Raw genomic sequence first — 21,371 nt, forward strand, 5'->3', positions numbered from 1 at the left:
ACTCCCCTTTACATTTGTATAAATAACAATGGGTTTAATCGCTTGAAGAGCGTTGCTCATTGGCTTAATACCTCATGCAACTCCGGAAACTCGAGCAAGGGCAACGGCAAGATCAAATGGCCTTCAAACTTGCCAAAGGGACCACCGTCGACAATGGCGAAAATGAGCGCGTATCGTTCAATGGTGGTGGGCGGCACACGGTACAGGCCTGTTGCCTCAATCGAACCCGGGCCCAAAGCAACGCTCCATTGCGCGGTCATCGGAGTACCATTGACGAGGGCCGTCAATTGAACGTCCCCTTTCGCCGGGTCCATACTGTCAATTCTCACCGAAAGGCCGGGGGTCTTCTGCAACGCCAGGACATGCACCGATCGGGCTGCCCCTGCGCTCTTCACCTCAATCTCATCGAGTACGTAGGTTTTATTGGCAACCACCGGCCCGTGGTAATACGTGTGATCGAGCTCGGGTTTGTCGCTTCGCCGCACTTCGCCGCTTTCACCGGCGACAGGATTTTTGATCGACCAGCTCAGCTCGCCCGTCCCCAGTTGCCCCGCCGCCAACTCGACAGCGCCGCCGACATTGCAGACCTGGATCAAGGGGTTGACGGTCAGCTCACCGACCAGCACGGTCACCAGGGCCGAACTGAAGTAACCCGTATCGGCCGCAGTGGCCGTGACTCGGGCCCGGATGTAACGACCCGTGATGGAATCAGCCGGTGGGGCCTGATACTCCCCGCTGTTTTCGTCGATTTTTCCAACGTTGTCGGCGCCTTCAATGACGTTTTCCACCTTCCACTTGACGCCAGGAACAACAGGCTCAGTGGTAAACTTCAGGGTGCTGCCCTGCTTAAGCAACGGTTCCATGGGGCTGACCACAAACGAGGTCTGGGTGGGGTTGATGCGACCGAAGAAGCCGACGTCCAAGGGGGCATGAACTTCGTTGCCCTGGATCGCCTGGCCAAAGTTGAGCTTGATGGTTTCGTTAATAAACGCATTGACCGACTTCTCAGGCGTTAATCGCTCTTTAAACGCTACATATAAACTTTGGCTAATTGTATTATTAATGATTAGATGTGGAATAATACTCAGAAGCAAACTGTCGAGAATGTATTTAAAAAATGCAACCCACCATGAATTATAGGCTGACCCAGCACTGTCGGACGTTACTTCCTTGATCTCATACTTCATATCAAAGTCAGTTTGTCGCAGCGACATGCGCCCGTCAGCCTCTGCAACAACCTCATACCCTGCCCGAAAGGTAAAGGAGCACCGAACGAGGAGTTCTCTTTCAGGTGCTTCGAACGGATCGATAACCCCCCGTGCTTCGGCTAACGACTCCCAACGCACGCTCAGCTTATCGTTGAAAATATCAATGGCGAACGGGTTTTTACCGTCTGCAAAAAAAACAAACTCACCCAGTTTGACTGCTATATTAACCGGGGTCCCATCATCAGGGTGCTTATACTCCTGCTCAAACTCTATTTTCGGCGTAACCAGCTGACCGGATTTTGCTGTCACACTCAGCAACTCCTTGCCACTGTACTCATAGTCAAATGAGGCATTCTCGAATAACCCTGACATGTCACTCAATACGGTGCCCATCAACGCCTGCTTACGATCAAACAGCACAGTTGCCGAGTAGTCCGACCCCTCATCGTCAGGAATCAAAAACTTATAGCCTGCTCCTGGCACATGCCCTTCCTGGGGCGCCATCGTCCGAATCAGGGCGAGGATGGCACCATTGCCATCTTCTGTAGATCGAGAATCACCAGAGGCTGTAGGACTCGCCTGAGTCCAAAGTCTAAATGACTTCGGACTCATCAACTCATTCGTCCCGCGCTGAATCTGACCCAATGGGTAGATACGTTGCTCATCAGGCAGTTGATTGAACAAATCCTTGAAAAAGTCCCCGCCCATCCTTTGCCCATGAGCCGTCTGGGCAAAGGTCAGGCGAAAGTTATCGCTCTCTTTCAAATCCAGCTTTACCCGGCCATCGATATCGACATCGCCCGGCACATTACTCAGCCGCAAATCCAGGTATAATTTCGGACCTTGCAACGGATCTATCTCTTCCAGTTTGTTCACTTTCCAGCCAGTGCTTTCTGATGCCAGCGTCATCTGGATCCCGCCCATGACCGCCATGGTCAACATGGCTGTGGAATTATTGAGATCAGCATTTCCAAATGACAGGCGTGGGACATCCAGTACAAAATCATGGACGTATTCCATCCATTCACCAACCACCATCGGCACATCTCCTCTAATCGCCGGGAGATAACTGTCCGAACCGAAACGCCGGATATATTCCTGAATGATCAACAGATTGGCCTTGCGCCGCTCTAATGCGACGACCAACCCCCACTCCAACATGCGCGCATCATCTTTCATCCACGCCAACACGCTTTCCAATGAATTACCGGCCATGATTAAAACCTCACGAAAACTTAAAGGATGTCTATCGCGCGTCAGGCGATCAGTTGGGGGGATATCTGTGGAAATGTCTTATAGGTAAATCCATCATCAAAACTTGTAGAAACAAACACGTCAAATTGTTGATCAATTGCTAACTTCATTAAAAAATCCTTGGGCAATTTCGCTTCCAGCTCCCCCGCATAGTACTCATCCTCGGTGACCACTTCCTTGGCGCCCGTACGCATATCGAAAACGTCTTTCCCCCCCGCAGACAGCAAACCTTCAACTTTAATCTTTACCCGTTGACCGGCCGACATGTAGGGCCACGAGCGTAATTTGAAAACCACGAAACCCGTTACGGCACCCAGTGAAACTTTATTATTGGGTGAAGTCGGAGAACTGATCTGGAGGGCTGGCCAACCCGTCGTCATATCTCTGATCTCCAGGTCAAATACTTGCGAATTTTTCCCCGGAGGAGTGACCTTGTAAAACACCTTCAGGCGCTTGCCCATATTTGCCGGCACAGCTTCCGGAGGAATGAAGAAGCGCTTTGGATAACCAAGCATGGGATCGGCAATGTGACTGCCCGTGCTGCCGTGACCTTCCCAGTGCATCTGAACTTTGTTGCCACCGATTTCGGCATCGTCCGGAAGCTTGATGTAAACGCCTCCGGTAATTCTTGCAGGCAGCAGAAAACCGCCTTCAGCGTCTGGTGTCGCGTTTTCAACAATGGGAAGTGGCAGCTTCAGGGGCTTGGTCAATGTCAATGCCAAGGGTTTGGAAGTACCTGCACTGCCCACCCGTGCATACTGATACATGAAGTTGACTTCTTTACTGACATTGGCCAATAGCCATGCGCGTTCCAGGTTGACTTCCAGAATGGCACTATCCATTGTCGATGCATCAACTCGCAGGGTCTTGATCACTGAAGTTTCACCCGAGGCGTACACCATGACGTCATCATTTAACTGGATGCCCGGGTAGGGTTCGATCGTCAGCGTCATGCCGTCAGGAAAAAGATCGGGATCGAGTTCTTCTTCGTCGTTAAAACCTTTTACTTGAGGGGCCGACAGCCAAGTGTCAGGCGGCGTGACAATATGCACGGTCTGCCTGGCGGATTCGGTGGGCACGGTCGGTGTGGCATAGTCGATGCGATAGCTCATATGAGCAAATCCATCCACAATGATTTCAAACTCGTTCTTCGATATCGATGGCCACTGCAGAGGTTTACCGACATCAACGTTAATTAATTCTTTTGTAAGGGTAATCGGATCCCAAGGGAAGTCTTCATCAATATATCTGTCGACGGTCAGTGTCACCTTGTCACCCGCGGACATCGCCTGATAAGGCGCCATCACAATAGTGGTCCCGCCATCCCCAATCGAATTCGGGTCCAAGGCAAGACCGTGAGATTCCTTGAACTGAGGAGCTGGCAGCAGCGACGTGCTCGACGACCGTTTGCCTACATAGAAAAACCGGCGTAGCGACTCCTCGCCTCGTGCATCAGGCTCACCGGAGTCGTACATCCTGTACGAATAAAACACCCATCCCTGATTCAGGTCCTTGAGCTTGGTATTGGAGATGAGCACACGGACACCCTGCGGCGTCAGCTCACCTGGCAATATCTCTGTCAGCTCGTCAAAGTCGTCGACCGCCTCACCGAGCGCGGTGCACCCCCACCAGGTAGGCCAGAATTTGTCGCCTTCGGCTATCCCGTCATAGTTGATCCAGGTCGGAAGGCTTGCATCTCCTAATTCATCCAGATCAATGGTGTTATCAGACTTCAGGTCCGGAATATCCGGCATGGGTAATGTCGCAGTCATCATCTCTATTCCTTTAATTGACGTAGCTTGATGCCAGGCACTTCGCCTTTGCATCAATTACGCGAACCGTCATGGATGGCTATGTTTTACGCCTGAATGTTCGATCTGCCTACTATCAGAACTGATAGGTTCGGCCACGTAACCAGCCTGTTATTGTTTTATTGGAATGCCTGTATCCCACCACTTGAATAGAGATACACGCCAGGATTGCACAGCCATTTTATTAATGGCGCTTTAACGTGATTGCCAGTAACGACTGCCGTTGTAGATGCCGCCTGAGCCGCGGCAACCGGTGTTTTAATTCTCTTGCCCGACAATGAGGTTCATATCCATGACTGCTACCTCCTCAGTGCACTCCAACGCACTTAACTTTATGAGTTCCATGAAAAACGGTGTTGATCAGCGCACCGGTCTGTATACGATTTCCATCGACTTGCCCGAGGTGCAGACCAATGATTTACGCGGCCCGGGCTTTGGCCTGGGGTTGGCCTATAGCCCGCTCAATACCCTGGACACTGGCTATGGTCTGGGCTGGAACCTGCAGCTGTCGCAATACACCCTGGGTAAAAACATCCTGTCCCTGAGCACCGGTGAAACCTTCAAGGTCACCGGCAGCGCCGGCATGCAGTTGGTGATGGCGGAAAAGAAACTCGACAGCTTCCATTTCTACAAGGTGGACGACACTCATTTTCGGGTGGTGCACAAGTCCGGCATGGTCGAGATCCTCAAGGAGTTCGGCAGCAGCGAGAACCGGGTGGCCCTGCCCGTCGAGATTTATTCACCTGTAGGGCACAAGATCACGCTTCACCATGTGCCGTTCAGCGGATCGCATCATATCCTGGCGTGGATCAAGGATGACTCGGGCCAGACTTTGTTGTCGGTCAAGCGCGAGAGTTCGTCGGTCGAGGTGCTGCTGCAGCCGTTCGCCGACCCCGATGGCGGCCCCGATGGCGGCCCGCTGGCACGCTTTGTCATGACCCTGGGGAGCTCCAGCAAATACGTTGAAAAGATCACCCTGCCCACCGAAAACGAGGCGTCCTGGCGCTTCGGCTACAGCCTCAAGAATGATCAGTTGTGCATCAGCTCGGTGGAGACCCCCTCCGGCGGGCGCGAAGTCATCCTCTATGAAGACCTGGGGCATCAGTTTCCGCAGGGCAGCAATAAGGCACCGTTGCCGCGGGTAACCGGTCACCGCACGTACCCCGGCGCCGGCCAGCCGATGATCGAGGTGGGCTACACCTATCCGGGCGAGAAAAATTTTGTAGGCTTCGGTCTTTCCGTGCAGTGGGACGACGACGGCCTGGACAATCTCTATAAGTACATCGGTGCCTACGACTACGTGTGCGTTGAATCGCTGTTGATCACCGACGCCCCCACGGAGGCGGACCCGAGACCGAAACCCAAAGCGGTACGCGCCATTGAACGCACATTCAACCAGTTCCACCTGCTGACCAGCGAAACGACCACCCAGAACAACAATGTCCAGACAGTCGAGACCACGTATGACCTGAAACCCAACGTCCCGTTCGAGCAACAATCCACTTACTGTCAATTGCCCCACGAGGTGAAAACCACCTGGACGCTGCGGGACAATGTCACCCGCCAACGCAGCGAAACCGTCAAAAGCACTTATGACACCCACGGCAACCTGCTGACGCAGACCCAGGCCAATGGCGTGGTCCAAACCAGCACCTGGTACCCGGCTGCTGACGCCAATGACTTTGTACGGTACATGAAGGAACAGACCGTCACCCCGGCCGCGTCGCCCAACGGCAAGGCACCGACACTGGTCACCCGTTACACCTACAAGACGTTGCCGCCGCTGACCGGCAGCCCCGTAGCGGCCTGGCTCACCCCCGAAAGCGTGACGCAGGTGCAACTGGAGACCAGCGGTGAAACCGAACTGCAGCGCACGCTGTACACCCACGTCAACCAGCCGGGTGATGGCTTCCTGCATGGTCGCGTCGAGCGGCAGGCGGTGACCCTGCAAGGCAAATCCAGTTTCATTGATTACCAATACGAGAAGTTCGATAGCCCTCAACTCAAGGTGCCCGTACAACAAACCACGGAGACTTTGCGTACCGACTTCGATGATGCGAGCAGAGGCATCACCCGGCAACACTCGTTGCTGACGTCGCAGGAGCTTCTAAGCCTGGTGGATGGTGTGGAAACCCGTTACACCTATGACGCCCTGAATCGATTGGCCGAAGAGGTCACGGCGCCCGGCACCGACTACGAAGCCCGTCGTCAATATGAATACACCCTCAGCGCCGTGAACGGACAACAGATCGAGCATGTCATCATCAACGCCAAAAAGATCAGGACACGCGTCGTTCTCGACGGATTAGGTCGTGCAGTTTTCGAGGAGCGTGACCACGTCGACAGCGCCGACCCGGGCCGAACCCGACAAACCAGTGCGGCGCTCTACAACGCGTGGGGCGATCTGGCCGAGCAGACCGTTTTCGACTGGCTTGACGGAAAGCAGCTGGCGCTGACCACCCGCGTCCAGTATGACGACTGGGCCCAGCAATGCACGGTCATCGGCCCCGATGGTGTTGAAGAACACCAGACCACCGACCCGATAGGGACACCGGAGTCAAATGGACCAATCAAGCGTAGCTGGCGCCAAAGCACCGGGCCTGCCCCCAAGATCCAAGGCATGAGCGAAACCTGGCTCAACCGGTTCGGCAAACCTTCCCGGACCCGGGTACTGGATGCCGCGCAACAGGAAATAGCCACACAGACTTACCTGTATGACGGGCTGGGTCGTTGCACCCAGCAGAGCGACCCGTATAAACGGATTACCCAATTCACCTATGACGCCTGGTCGCGCATGGTCAGCAGCACGCTGCCCGACGCAAACATCGTCAAGCGCGAGTACGCCGCCCACAGCGCCTCGGAGTTACCGGTGGCCTTGCGTGTCAGTGGCGATGGCGTGAAGTACACCCTGGTGGGCGAGCAGGAATTCGACGGCCTGGAGCGCCTTGTCCGGCTCACCACCGGTCAACGCACCGAACGCTACGCCTATGAAGGCGGTCAGATGCAGGTCAGCAGTAAGACCACGCCCGCGAACCAGACCATCACCTACGACTACAACCTGACACTCACCGACCAACCGATTGGCAGCCACGCGGAGGATGAAACCGCCAGTTTCACCTATGACCACACCAGTGCCCGCCTGACCCAGGCGAAGAATGAGCAAGGCATACGCGAGTATGACTACAACGCCGCCAACCAATTACTCGGTGAGCGCTGGGTCGACAAACAAGGAAAGGCCTGGCACACCCTTCACTCGAGCTCCATGCAAGGCCTGCTGCTGAAACGGACCGATTTGAAACATGAAAATAGCGACGGGCTGGATACTGTTTACCATTACGATGACCTCGGACAGCTGAAAAGCATCGACCAGGGTCAGTTGGAGGCAAAGTTCGAATACGACAAACTGGGCCAACTCACCAAGACCACGACCACAGACCTGGCCGCAAAAAGCATGCTGGTCACCGAGCTGGAGTATGACGATCAGGGGCGTGAAACCCTGCGGACCCTGACGCTGGACCAGCAGTCACCACGCACCCAGAAACAGACGTGGAAGCTCGATGGCCTGCTGCAAAGCCGGCATCTGACACAAGGCGCGGTCAACTTGCTGCACGAGACGTTTGACTATGATCTTCGTGGCCGGCTCATCACCCATACATGCTCGGGCGACACCCTGCCACGCGATAGCGAAGGCCGGAAAATCGTCAAGCAGATTTTCACCTTCACCGAGCTGGATAATATCAGGCTGACGATGACGAACTTTTCGGACGAGTCATACGAACGCGCTGTGTTCAACTATTCGACCGATGATCCTTTTCGGCTGGAACAGGTTGCCTATACCCCGAAGAGAGTGACGGGCGATCCGACATTTGCCTACGACCTCAACGGCAATCAGGTCAATGATGAACGAGGCCAGCGCCTGATCTACGACAGCCAGAACCGTCTGCTGAATGTCAAGAATACCGGGGGTCAGGTCATCAGCCAGTACCGTTATGACAGCCATGATCATCTGGTCAATTCACAACAAGGCGAGAGCGAAACCCTGCGGTTTTATCAGGACCAGCAACTGAACGCTGTCGTTGAGGGTGATCGTCAGACCCGAATCCTCTATCACATGGACCAGCCCCTGGGGCAACAACAAGCCGGGGACACTGCGCAAACCTTGCTGTTGATGACCGATGCAAACCACAGCGTACTCGGTGAAAGTCGGCAGCGCGATCTGCGCACGGCTGTCTACAGTGCCTACGGCGAGCGCCACAGTGATGACACGCTGCAAAGCCTGCTGGCGTTCAACGGTGAAGTGCGTGATCAAGTCAGCGGTTGGTACCTGCTGGGACGGGGCTATCGGGCTTACAACCCAATCCTGATGCGTTTTCACAGTCCCGACTCGCTCAGCCCGTTCGGCAGTGGCGGGGTCAATCCTTACAACTATTGCCTGGGCAACCCGATCGCCCTGCGTGACCCCACCGGCCACGAAGCGATCGGCTGGAGCGGCAGGTTGCGTCGGACGGATGAAGATGCCGTGCCGGGTTTGTCAGGGGGAGGTGGCGGGGTCATGGAATGGATTGGCGTGGCGGTGGGAGCCGTATTTGTCGCCATCGGGGTTGTTTCGTTTGTTGTTTCATTGGGCACTTCCGGACCCGTTTCTCTTGCTTTGATCGCGGTGGGGACCGGCCTCAGCTTAGGTTCTACCATCGCCAGCGCGGTGGGTGCAGCCACCGGTAACGATGAGGCACGCAACTGGGGTACGTATTTAGGGTTTGCGGCGATTGTTCCAGCGGCGCCCCTGATCGTTCACAGTGCTTATAAGGGGGTGAGCAAGATCATGATGGAGTTCGGTAAAAGGTCGGCGGGGAAAGAAATTTGGAAAGGTATACAAGCGGGAGGGACGAAGCAGGTGCAACAATTCACAATCCCGAGGCCTCAGGTGGGCTCCTCCTCCCGTCTTTCTCCTATGCTAACTGCTGGTGGTAGCACACCGCCCCCACCACAAGGTCCAGCACTAACACTAACACCAACACCAACACCAACACCCCCACCTAACCCAATATCAAATGTGGGGGGGGCCGGCATTCAGCCAAACTTAAACCAGATAACGCAAATGAAGTCACAACTGAAACCGCCTCCGCCTTCTTCACCTGCCAAACCAGGCGGCAGTAGGGATCTGCTCCTAGAGCAGCTCAAGGCAGCGACCTCACGCAGGGGCACTGAAGGAGAAGTACTCGATGCTGTAACGCACGCAAACAGCACCATTCCGGCCGAAACAAATGTGACGATCCACCAGATTCGCAAGTAACACTTGATTAAACTTCGGCGACAGCTTATCAGCGTTGTCGCCGAATCTTTGTTTTTGCCATCGCCCCCTCCAATTAAATATCCGATTGCAACTAAAAAACTCACCAATGCCTGTTTCCATGATTTCCTTGCTCGAACCCCTTCCTCAAGAAACTCTGATCAACCATTCCCAATCTCTGCTCCAAACACATACCGCAAAACAATAAAACCCATAAAAACAATAACTTGCATAAATTCATGATAGAAAGCCAGCCTCGAGAAAAATCCTACACGTCGCGTCGAAACATCCACGCCGCGAGCACTTTCCAAATTCTAAATCCCCCTCTAATATCCCGCCCCGTCATGACAACAAACCACAACCAATCTACCCAAAAGTGCAACAAGTCAGATAACTACATTATGTACTTGCCAGCACTAAACCAACCTTAGGATTCACCGTGAAAAAACATCTACTCGCACTTTCCCTGGGACTTACCGCTGCAATGGCTGGCACTTCCGTGTATGCCAACACCGGCACCATCAACTTCGAAGGCATGATCACCAGTAGCACCTGCCCAATTCAAATCGTCAACCCGGAAGATGGCTCGATCGGCAGTCAGGTAAAAATGGGCAGCATCGAAGCGAGCCGCTTTACCGCCATCGGACAGGAATACTCTGGCAAACGCTTTGGCTTGCGCGTGACCGCAGGTCCCGGTTGCGGCTTTGATCCGACTGGCAACACCGCTAGCGTAACTTTCAACGGCACTCCCGACGCATCGGGTGATTACTTCGCGGTCACGCCTACTGCTGACGGCGCCAAAAACGTTGTGATCGTGCTCAAGGATAAAACCGGTGCATCGATTGCGCCGGGCACATCGTCCGCCGACTACGATCTTTACGACACCGGCAGTACCGACATGATCTTCAATGCCTATTACCGTTCGACAGCCGCCACTGTCGCCGCCGGTGCCGCCTCGGCCGACGTCCCGTTCCTCGTCAACATCAACTGATAGCCACCCCGCCCTCCTTGAACACGGCGCTGATCGCGTCGTGCTCAAGTGGCATTTCGGTACGTCCGGGTGCAGTTCGCTCACTCGGGCGTATGGAGTTATTACCCATGTACGGCTTGACCCCACAACCTGTTATTTCCCGGCGTGTCCTGGGTACCTGCATGACGCTGCTCATGCTGGCCGTGCACGCCCCCATCGCCCAGGCGGCTTTGACCGTCGGCGCCACTCGCGTGGTGTTCGGCAGCGACAAGCGCAGTACCTCGGTGATAGTCACCAACCCCAGCAGCCGGCCGTACGCCGTGCAGACTTGGGTCAACACAGCCAGTGACGATACCACCACTGCGGTGCCGTTCATCCCTTCCCCGCCCTTGTTTCGACTCAACCCGGGCAAGGAACAGCAAGTACAGATCAACGGTTTGCCCAATACGTTGCCAACCGACCGCGAGTCGCTGTTCTATTTCAATGTGCAGGAAATTCCGCAGGCCGATACCAATGACAGCAATGTCCTGAACATTGCGCTGCGGACTCGCATCAAGCTGTTCTTTCGCCCCGCCCAGATCAAGGACAACCCCGTCACACGCCTCAAAGACCTGCAATGGTCGATCAAAGACCTTAAAGGCCAGCCACACCTGGTGGTGAATAATCCGACGCCCTTCCACGTGTCTTTTGCCCGCCTTGAAGTGATGGGCGAGGGCCAGGCCCACGCTGTTCAGAACGCCGCCATGGTCGAGCCGCTCAACAGCCAGACTTTCGCCCTCAACGGCGTCAAATCCAGTCATGGCTTGCAGGTCGTGTTCTCGGCGATCAACGACTACGGCGGCTACACCGTGCCATTGACCGTGCCGATTCAACTGGCCCCTTGAGGCAGTGCGCCCGCACTAACTGCCAGGAACTATAACCATGACCTTTTCATTACCCGACCACGGGGGCGTGGCCGTGCGTTCGCGTCTGCGCCTCGCCCTGCTGTTCATCGGTAGCAGCGGCGCCATGTTGCTACACATCAAACCGGCCCTGGCTTCTCAACCCGTCGAATTCCAGAGCGGGTTCATGCGCCAGAGTCCGGGACATGCTGACGACGCCGGAGCCTTGGCCCTGCGCGCCCTGAGCCATAGTCAGGATCTGGGTCCGGGGCGTTACTGGGTCGATATTCATGCCAACCTGCGTTATTTCGGCCAGCGCGAGATAACCTTCGAACTCGACCCCGACGGTGATCGCCTATTGCCTTGCCTTTCTCCCGAACTGCTCGAAGAGCTGGGCGTGCGGCTCGACAGTCTGGCCGACCCGACGTTATTGCGTGGCCCTTGCGTCGACCTGCTCTCGCTCATTCCCGGTGCCGAGATCGACTTCGACGCTGGCAAGTTGCTGCTGGCCATCTCCATCCCACAGATCGCCATGCGCCGCGATGTCACCGGCCGCGTCGACCCCGAACGCTGGGACTACGGCATCAACGCCGCGTTCGTCAACTACCAGGTCTCGGCCCAGCAAGGTACCAGTCGCTATGGCGGCAAGAGCACCAGCGATGATCTGTACCTGAACAGCGGCATCAACCTCGGCCCCTGGCGCTTGCGCAGCAACCAGTCGATGCGTCAGGACGAAGACGGCAAGCGCGTCTGGGCCCGCGCCTATAACTATGCGCAACGCGACCTGCCTGGCACCCATGCGAACCTGACGCTGGGTGAAACCTTTACCGGCGGCGATGTCTTCCGCAGCGTGCCGATCAAGGGTGCGCTGATCAACTCGGACCTGGGCATGTTGTCCGACAACGCCCAAGGCTATGCCCCGGTCATCCGCGGCGTGGCGCAAACCCGCGCCAAACTGGAAGTATTGCAGAACGGCTACCCGATTTATGCCACCTACGTCAGCCCCGGCCCTTATGAAATCGATGATCTGAGCACCGTTGGCGGCGGCGGTGAACTGGAAATCGTCCTGACCGAGGCCGATGGCCAGGTTCGACGGTTTACCCAACCCTACGCCACCATCGGCAACCTGTTGCGTGAAGGCATATGGCGCTACAGCGGCGCAGTCGGGCGTTACAACGCCACGGGCAACCTTGATGAACCGCTGCTCTGGCAGGGCACCCTGGCCATGGGCACGGGTTGGGGCTCGACGTTATACGGCGGGCTGATGGCCGGTGATTTCTATCGTGCCGCCAACCTGGGCATTGCCAGGGATCTGGGTTCGATCGGCGCCCTGGCCCTGGACGTCACTCGATCCAGCGCCGACATCGACACCCATGACACGCAATCGGTGCAAGGCATGAGTTATGCGCTCAAATACGGCAAATCCTTTGCGACCAGAACCAACCTGCGGTTCGCCGGTTATCGCTACTCGACCGAAGGCTATCGGGATTTCGATGAAGCCCTGCGCGAACGTAGCACCAGCTCGACTTTCCACGGCAGCCGACGCAGTCGTCTGGAGACTTCGATTTATCAGCATCTGGGGACCCGCAGTGCGGTGAGCCTGACCCTGTCGCGACAGGATTACTGGCGCAGCGATTACCAGGAACGTCAATTCCAGTTCAACTTCAACACCCATCTCAAAGGCGTGAGTTATAACTTGTCTGCCTCCCAATCACTGAGCGACAGGCGTGGCAGCCGTGGCACCGACCGCCAGTTCGGCCTGAGTGCGTCGCTGCCCCTTGATTTCGGTCGTTCCACTAACGCGACCTTCGATGTCCAGAGTAACGGTGACCGCTATAGCCAGCGTGCCAGCCTCGGCGGCAGCGCCGACGACAGCCGGCTCAATTACCGCGTCAGCCTGAGCAACAGTGAAAACAGCCAGCAAACGGCGGCACTGTCGGCCGGCTACCAGGCTCCCTTTGGCAGTGTCGGTGCGGGGCTGACCCAGGGCCAGGATTACCGCAGCGTTTCAGTCAATGCCAGCGGTGCCGTGCTGTTACACGCCGGCGGTGTCGAGACGGGGCCTTATCTGGGCGAAACCAACGCATTGATCGAAGTGACGGACATCGCCGGAGTCGGCGTGATGAATGCAACGGGCGTGAAAACCAACAAGCATGGCTACGCCCTGGTGCCTCATATGCAACCTTACCGGATCAATCAAGTCATGTTGCAGACCGACGACTTGGGCCCCGAAGTGGAGATCGATAATGGTTCCGCCCAGGTCGTGCCCAGGCGTGGCGCGGTGGTCAAGGCCAACTTCCCCGCACGCACGGTCAATCGCCTGATTATTACTGGCCGAACCCTCCAGGGCGAACCGTTGCCTTTTGGCGCTCAAGTGAGCGACGCCAAAGGGACCGTCATGGGCATCGTCGGCCAGGCCGGGCAAGTGATGCTCTCCACCAGCAGCGAACCCCAGACACTCGATGTTCACTGGGCAGAGCAGACCACCCCGCAATGCCGGTTGAGTATCGACCCTGACAGCATGGAGCAGGCTCAAGGTTACCGATTACAGGAACTGACATGCCTCTGATTATGAAGAAGTCGGCACACACCAATGGCCGTCCATCAGGAAACACCATGAAACTATCAATGCGCCGAGTGTTACGCACCGCCCTGCTGGCCGCCGGATGTCTGCCTCCATTGACGATGGCGGCCGATTGCACATGGGTTCCTGCGGGTGGGCCGACGATGATGAACTATCAGCGATCCGTTGGAACCTTGTACGTACCTCGAGACGCTCGCGTCGGCACCGTCATCGGTAGTGTCGACCTGAATCATTCCACGCCTAACGACGCAGGCATGATCGTAAATTGTAGTAACAATTTTGCTAATTATCTGCTGTTCAACGCCCGTGCCACGGCACCGCTGTTTCCAGGCCCGCTGACACTGAGCACGGGTGAGGACGTTACCGGCAAAGTACTGCAAACCAACATTCCCGGCGTAGGTGTGCGAATAAAACTGGGCTTTCCACTCACGGTAACCGGAAGCGCCCCCAACGTCTTTATCCCCATCGGCGGCCCTGCTACCGTGCCCTATGACGGGTACAACGACAAATACCTGCTGACAGCCATCAGGCTTGGCAACCTGTCCAATCAGATCACGCTGGTGAAAACCGGCCCTTTGACACCCGGGGCCGATACACTGGATGGTAGCGAACTGTTCAGTGGGCATTTCACCGATCTGGGCAAAGCGTTCGGATATGGAATAACCGGCACCATCATTGCAGCCCAATGCAGCGTCGGCGCCGATGTGGTCAGCGCCGACCCTGTGCCGCTTGGCAACTGGGACACCGCTGACTTCACCGGGCCGGGCTACGCCACCAATCCAGTGCCCTTCACCATCAAGTTGAGCCGATGCGAGACCGATACGGGTGCAGGATTCATCGCGATGGCCAATATCCGCCTCGACGGCATCCTCGGGTCGGTTCCCATCGGCCCCCCAACCGATGGCATTTTCAGCCTGACATCCGACTCGGACGCCAAAGGGATGGGTATCCAGGTCTTGAAAGCTGACGGCGCGCCACTGGAGCTCGGCACCGCAGTGCCCTTGACCCCGATTTCGCCAGGTATCACGCTGCTGGATCTCAGTGCCCGCTTCTACCAGACCGAGCCCGCCACCGCGGTGCGCCCAGGCTTGGCCAAGGGTGCGTTGAACTTTACCCTTTCCTACAAATAAGCCTGAAGTCGTTGACGCTGATTCCAAAAAAAAACGGGTTTGCCATTACCGGCAAACCCGCTGATCCCGCCACCCGTCCTCAAGCAACCAGTGTCGGTTTCAATCTAGGAAAAGACTTCCAGGTCTGCTTGTTGTCGAAGCTCACCTTAACCGCCACTTCAATGCCTGTACCAAGCTTGAAACGTTGCAGATCAACCTTGGAAATTCTCCCGACGGGGATTGTGGATGCTACCGCTGGAACCTGGTACTCCGTGAGGACGGGGATCTCCAGTCTTTGAGTGTTAGTGTCCACGCCTTCTACCCAGACGGTGAGGTACTGGTCGGTGGCCATGAAGGTCCAGCTTCCAAGCGTGAAGTCGGCGAATCCGGTTGTCAGGCTTGCCAGACTCAGGCTGCCGCCAGATACCCTGTTGCATTGCACGGTCGGCAAGCCGGTCAGGTCTTCGATCCGCAAACTGTATCTGCCCGACTCATGCGGCTTCACCACCCCGGGTTCAAACACCTCGTAATACACCGGCAAGGTCTTGCCCAGGTGTTGGGCAATCTTGTCTTTCGGTATCCTGTACTCTCTGGAATCTTGCGATACCGGCGTATTGGTTCGAAAAGCACCGACAGTGTCCGGCTCGGCCCATTGCACGTAGACGTCCTCGTCATCGTAAATGATCGCTTCGGGCGGGATGGTGACCGTCACGCCGCTGACTCCCTTGCTGGGGGTCAGCGTGCCACTCGAGGCGCCCCCCGAAGCTTCCTTGACCTTTGACGGTGCAAAGGTGCGCGGTGTGACGTCGACCTCCAGCTTTTCAGCTATCGAATACGCGCTTTGATTACCTGCACGGTCGAGCACTTGATACGACACATAACGATCGCCCTTGCCCCTGTCCACAATCAGTTGCTTGTTAACGATGAGCTCCAAGGGGAGATCATGGTTTTGATGGTCAAGATCAATGACACCGCCCTTGTTGAAGTCATCAGTGCGTGTTCCCCAAAACCATGTAATGCGATCCCCGGGCCGGGGGGTCGTATAACCGGGTATGCCTGCCTTTACCTGATCGCCGTTCTGCTCAAGGTAGCGGGCGGTCAACTTGTTGGGCGGGAGGATTACGGAAGGGAAAGTCAGTTTGCTGACAGCGGCGAGCATAGGCGCCCTGGTATCAAGGGTTATGACGAGACCTAAAGAAAAGTCTCTCTGACCATTGTAGATCTGTGTCACGTAATACAAACGGTGTTGCCCGTCATTGTTGCGCAGCCAGGTTTGCGGTAGTTCAAGATAGCGGTCCGAGTCCTCGATGGGGGCCGTCCAGGTCCGCCAGGCGATGGGGGTTGGCTGATCGTCGACGAACAGCTCTACTCGCTCCTGCGCAATACTGGGGTCAGAGAACGCAGGCACCGTAAACCAGACCTTGAGGGCATTGTGTGTCAATGCTTCGGGCACCAGGTTGGTTTCCCCTCCGGTTATATCGTCCAGTAATCCTCGCACCTCTGGCTCAGGGAGCGTCGGGTCAGGCAACTGAGTGGTTTTGAATGTAACCATGAGCAACACTCCTTGGAAAAAACGCGAAGCAGAACCAACCCAAGTATCGGAGTTGGCCTTCCTCGCGCTACAAAAAGCACATTGAACAAGGGCTGCACCCGGCTTTCCACCGGTCGGTGTCAAGCCATTCGTTTACCAGCTATAACGCACGCCCACATTGGCGCCCCATGGCTGCTCGATCTTGTCACCATTGCTGTAATCAAAATCAGCATGGATCGCGACCTTGTCCGTCAACGTCATGGCCAGACCCGCACCGAGCTCGCCACGGGAACCGGAAAGGTCAGTGGTGAAACTGTTGTTGTTGACCTCGACGTCGCTGTTATCGGCGAACTCGTGCACATAAGCAGCACGCAGATAGGGCTGCACCACTTTGCCTTCACCCAGCACGAAATTGCGCCCGGCGGTGACGCCTGCCTTGCCGAGCAAGGAGCGGGCGCGGTCGCCATCAGCGGACAAACCGTTATCCAGGTCGTAACTTGCCCCCTGCACTATCACACCCGACAACTGTGTGAAGGGTTCGACAAAGTAGCCGTCGTTCAACTTGATATGACGACCAAACTCCAGGGAGGCGCCGACACCGTTAGTGTCGTAATCGCCTTTGGTTTTTGTACCGTCGCTCAGTCGCACACTGGATTCGTTCTGGAAGCGGTTGAACTTGAGTACACCGTCGAAGTAGTAACCGCTCGGCTCATCCAGCCAAGTGGTGTAAGCACCGAGGTAGTAGCTGTCGACATCACCCGTCGTGCCGCGACTCAGGTTCAGATCGGATTTGCTGTAACCACCCAGCAGGCCCACCAGCCATTGCCCGTCGCCGATCGGCAGCGGAGCGTCGGCACCGAACGACAGGCCTTGCTGGGTTTGCTGGTACGCCACGCCGGAGCTCGCGCTGACATCGAATTTGTTGCCATAGGCACGAATCCAGCCGCCGGCTTTGCCCGGATTCATGCGTAGTTCACCCATGCGGCTGCGCAGCGTGCTGAGTTCGCCATACCAGACTGTCGGCGCGGCATTGAACAGTGCCATGACCGATTGGGTGCCTGGGCTGATGACTCTGGAGGCGGTGTTCAGGTGCCAGGCATTGTCGCCCTGCTTGATCAGGTCATAGGAGAAGGCCCCCAGGTCCACCTCACCACCCTGCAGGGAAAACTGAGCGTCACCACCTCCGATCTGAACCACCGGAATACTCCCCGCACCCACGGGTTCCGAGCCGCTGGCGTCTATTGCCAGAATATGACTGCCACTGGCCGTGCCGGTGACCGTCAGGGTATCGACCTGACCGGTGTTGAAATCGGTGTGCATGTAGAACGTACCACCCTCACCCGACAGCGTTCCCACCGACAGCTTGAAGTATTCGCCCGGGTTGCCGAACTGCACGCCCCCGCCGTTCAACGCAAGGTTTTCGACACTTGCATCGCCGATCATCACCCAGCGCGCATCGTTGTTGACGGCCAGGTTTTCAACATTTTCCAGGCGACCGGTCAATGTTGCGGAATGATCGAGTACCACATCGGCGCGGCTACCGTCTGCGACAACAATATCGCCGACCAATTGGCTGTTATCGACCTTGAAGTTGGCCGAAGACCCGTTGATGACTTCCAATAACACACCGTTGCCGCCCTTCAGCGTGGACTGGTTGTTGACCTCGATATTCGCCCGCTCGGCGTTTGTCTGAGTCTGACCGTCGATGATGATGGCCGAGCCACTGAGCCCTTCAACGTCAGAGTGGTCAAGTATCAACGCGTTGTCTGGAGAAAGATTGCCGTTGGTGAACAGGCTGACACCGTTTTTGCCCCCGACAATGCGACTGTCCGTGGCCGAGACGCGGCCGCCGAAGCTTCTTACACCGATACCATTGGCGTCACTGCCAGTGACCGAGGAGTCTACAAGTATCAATTGGCCCTTTGCACTGAGATTGACCCCCATTTGACCGCCGATTATCTGGCTCTTATCAGTGACCCGCGCCGTCGCTCCACCCCCCGCGGCCGTTTCCAACAGGCGAAGCCCTATCTGACTGCTGACCAGCTGACTGCGAGCAATGGTCGCGTAGCTGGCAGACAGCTCCATGGCATTAAGCCCTGCCTGTGCCGTGACCTCGGTACCATTGAGCGAGACACTGGAGCCTGTTTCCGCTCGAATCTGCAGTGTTTTGGCGCCTTGCGCCGTCAGACTGCCGGCATTTCTGATCAAGAAATTATCGAGCCCGGTTGAAGCATCAATGGTCCTGGGAGGCATCGTGGCGCCATCGACGATCTGCTGCCCCAGTGCACCCGGGCTGATCAATAGCAAAGGTGTCAGTGCGGCGAGCTTTATGACTCGCCCGAGCGTTGTGAGAGGAAATGTGTGGCGGACGTGCATGGAGTCGCTCCTGAGTACATCGGCTATCTGTGAAAACGCATCGATCTGGCAACGGGCTGTCAGGTCTGGGCGTTCAAGGGGCGGCGATGCTAAGCAACTTCCTACGCAAGGTATGTAGGACTAATCCTTTGGCTCGCAGGGATTTTCTTCCGCCACTTGTATGAATCACTGACAAGTACGACTGGAATCAACCGTCGACATGGGCGTAGACATCACCCATGTCGACGGTCGGGACTTCGCTAAGGTCTTGGAATCGGGCAAGGACCAGTCCCGGTGTTGAAGGATGTGCGTTTAATCAGCGACACCGACCCGATGTCTTCAGTGCCGTCATTAAAGAAGTACTGAATTTTCACCCGGCCTCGCCCATTCGCATTTTCGGTATACAGCGGATGAATATGCGTGCTGTGGGGCTGTACCAGGAAGGTGAACCCGGTGACAGGATGACCGGCAGTGCCCAGCTCAATGTCATCCTCGAACACTGCAGCAATAATGTAATCCGCTGGGTCATCGGGTTTGTTCAGGTCTTCTCCTCTCATCGGGGTGAACACGACATGGATCTCGTCTCCGTCTTTCAATAATCCCGTAAGGTCCGGGATGGCGACCTGAAGCGCCCCATCGTTCTCCAACGCGCCACAGGCCGGATAATTCGGATTCGGCTGCGAGGCAAACGTCGGAAAACTTGCTGCTGGCAGCTCAACGGTGATCGCATTGACATCCACTTCAGTGGTGCCTGAACGCAGTTCATTATCCACGCCTGCCTTTGTCACCTCGTAATGCACAGGTACTGTCGGACCGTTGCCCCCATCCTTGATATACGTCCACGGGATTTGAACAGTGAGTTCGCCGCCGGGCGTATGCCCCGGGCCCTCAAAAGTGACCTGTGCCTCGGCCACACGTGTGCCGTTCCAGAAGAAGTCGACGACATGACCATCCACTGCAGCGGCGTACCAGGTGAACGTGAATTTGGCGGGTTCATTCTTGTCGGCACGCGTCAGTTGATTGGTTCGGCTGTCGTCGTGGTTGGTAACTTCCCCTGCAAGCAAACTCGGATGAACCGGATCTGGCCAATCCACTGGCGGCCATGGCAGCCATGGAAATGCCACCTCAAAGTTGACGGGGAAGGTGTCAGACACCGGGCCGAACGACCGACCTTTACGAATGATTTCATAACTGACAGGCGTCGATTTGATTCCAGTCGTTGTTTGTCCGTACTCTTGCAGCATGAGCAGTGCGGGAAGTACCCGGTTTTCTATAGTGGGCATCGGGTTGTCGGGGATCGGGAAGTCTGGCTTCAAGACAGTGGTTCCCCACTTCAATCGAATCTCGTCACCACGTTTGTAGTTGTCGTACCAGTCAATCCAGACACTCACACCCTGTCGAACATGCTCATTGTCCAGCGGCCCGGGGTCGGCTTGTGGAAGTTTCGGTGGTTGCAGGTTCGCGGGCAGCAGCCCGAAGGTCAGGCTCAATTGCTTCTGAATCGACACTGCACTGGGGTTCTGTGCCTTGTCGATCAACACGCAGATAAATACCGCTTCGGCGTCACCAAATTCACGGATTGTATCTGCATCAATCTCTACGGTTGTATCACTGGTACCCGAGAGGACGTCGCCGAAGAACACCAGATCGGCAGTGGTCGGGTCTTCGGGGATGTTCGCGGCATCGACCAGATAAATGGCGACTTTATCGCCGTCTTTCCAGTCTGAATACCCAGGGATGGTAGCTTCCAGCGTGCCTGCGGCCGGCAAATTGGAATCATCCAGAAAGTCATCTGCAAACTGTAATGCGCTGGGTGGCAAGTGCTTGTACGGCGGCATCCGATCGCAAATGAGCGTGGTGATCTGCGACGGATTATCCTCACCAGTGAAGGACGTATAAGTGTACTGAAGCCGGATCTCGGCGTCCTCCGGAAGGTCATTGACCTTGATGGTCATGGGGAAAGGAAAGGTTTCCGGAAAATCAGTTCCTCCTGGTGGAACGGTGAACACATGCCTTCCCACCTCCCTGTCGAAATCTCCCGAATCAACGGCCATTTTGAGGATAACCGTTTCCGGCTCTTCCGGTGGAGGCAGGATCAACCACTTCGGGATACTCACCGTCAGCCCCTCTTTGAGGCTTGGACCGTTGAGAAGACCACCGGGCTTGTCCGCGAAGTATTTGTCGTCGATTTCGATCACCAGATCGGCCAGCTTGACTCGATGCTCGGCGCGCATTGTCAGATAGTCACTGCTCGCCGGTTGTTGCTGACGTTGCCCTTGTACGTTCGCCATGCTCCCTTCCTCCTGTCACACCATTTGAACCATAAGCAGTGCTATGGCTGTGCAGCCAATCAACCGCTTGCGCGCTGGAATACAAGC

10 protein-coding genes are annotated in these 21,371 nt (G+C 56.2%); 5 read left to right on the forward strand and 5 right to left on the reverse strand.

What is annotated here, in order from left to right:
- Window positions 1-56: 56 nt before the first annotated feature.
- Together ACA067_RS16550 and ACA067_RS16555 are read right to left on the reverse strand one after the other, a co-directional pair.
- The gene (locus tag ACA067_RS16550; RefSeq protein WP_497457574.1) at window positions 57-2,423 is read right to left on the reverse strand and encodes a hypothetical protein; all 2,367 of its coding nucleotides are present in this window, start codon (window positions 2,421-2,423) and stop codon (window positions 57-59) included.
- A 41-nt stretch (window positions 2,424-2,464) separates the two neighbouring features.
- Window positions 2,465-4,237, reverse strand: a complete 1,773-nt coding sequence (locus ACA067_RS16555; protein WP_497457575.1) for a hypothetical protein — start codon at window positions 4,235-4,237, stop codon at window positions 2,465-2,467.
- 619 nt (window positions 4,238-4,856) lie between these two features.
- On the opposite strand from ACA067_RS16555, the gene ACA067_RS16560 reads away from it, so the two are divergent.
- The 5 genes from ACA067_RS16560 to ACA067_RS16580 all read left to right on the forward strand — a co-directional run bounded on the left by ACA067_RS16560 (window position 4,857) and on the right by ACA067_RS16580 (window position 15,128).
- A complete protein-coding gene (locus tag ACA067_RS16560; RefSeq protein WP_497457576.1) occupies window positions 4,857-9,566 on the forward strand; it encodes an RHS repeat domain-containing protein in 4,710 nt (1,569 codons plus the stop codon).
- Window positions 9,567-10,002: 436 nt separating this feature from the next.
- Entirely contained in the window at window positions 10,003-10,554 is a 552-nt protein-coding gene (locus ACA067_RS16565) for a fimbrial protein (protein WP_497457577.1), read from the forward strand.
- Window positions 10,555-10,661: 107 nt separating this feature from the next.
- Window positions 10,662-11,417, forward strand: a complete 756-nt coding sequence (locus ACA067_RS16570) for a fimbrial biogenesis chaperone (RefSeq protein ID WP_497457578.1) — start codon at window positions 10,662-10,664, stop codon at window positions 11,415-11,417.
- 37 nt (window positions 11,418-11,454) lie between these two features.
- Window positions 11,455-13,983 (forward strand): fimbria/pilus outer membrane usher protein, encoded by a 2,529-nt coding sequence (locus tag ACA067_RS16575; RefSeq protein ID WP_497457579.1) that lies wholly within the window; start codon window positions 11,455-11,457, stop codon window positions 13,981-13,983.
- On the forward strand, window positions 13,974-15,128 hold the full coding sequence (locus ACA067_RS16580) for a fimbrial protein (RefSeq protein WP_497457580.1): 1,155 nt from the start codon (window positions 13,974-13,976) through the stop codon (window positions 15,126-15,128). Before ACA067_RS16575 ends, ACA067_RS16580 begins: the two co-directional genes overlap by 10 nt.
- A 79-nt stretch (window positions 15,129-15,207) precedes the next feature.
- Here the strand turns inward: ACA067_RS16580 and ACA067_RS16585 are convergent, their stop codons facing one another.
- The 3 genes from ACA067_RS16585 to ACA067_RS16595 all read right to left on the reverse strand — a co-directional run bounded on the left by ACA067_RS16585 (window position 15,208) and on the right by ACA067_RS16595 (window position 21,284).
- Window positions 15,208-16,659: a hypothetical protein gene (locus ACA067_RS16585; protein WP_497457581.1), complete on the reverse strand. Its 1,452-nt coding sequence runs from the start codon at window positions 16,657-16,659 to the stop codon at window positions 15,208-15,210.
- Between the two features lie 132 nt (window positions 16,660-16,791).
- A complete protein-coding gene (locus ACA067_RS16590; RefSeq protein WP_497457582.1) occupies window positions 16,792-19,014 on the reverse strand; it encodes an autotransporter outer membrane beta-barrel domain-containing protein in 2,223 nt (740 codons plus the stop codon).
- 239 nt (window positions 19,015-19,253) lie between these two features.
- Window positions 19,254-21,284, reverse strand: coding sequence for a hypothetical protein (locus ACA067_RS16595; protein WP_497457583.1), 2,031 nt, complete (start codon window positions 21,282-21,284; stop codon window positions 19,254-19,256).
- Window positions 21,285-21,371 lie beyond the last annotated feature (87 nt).

It is taken from the genome of Pseudomonas sp. LBUM1674, from assembly GCF_059695635.1.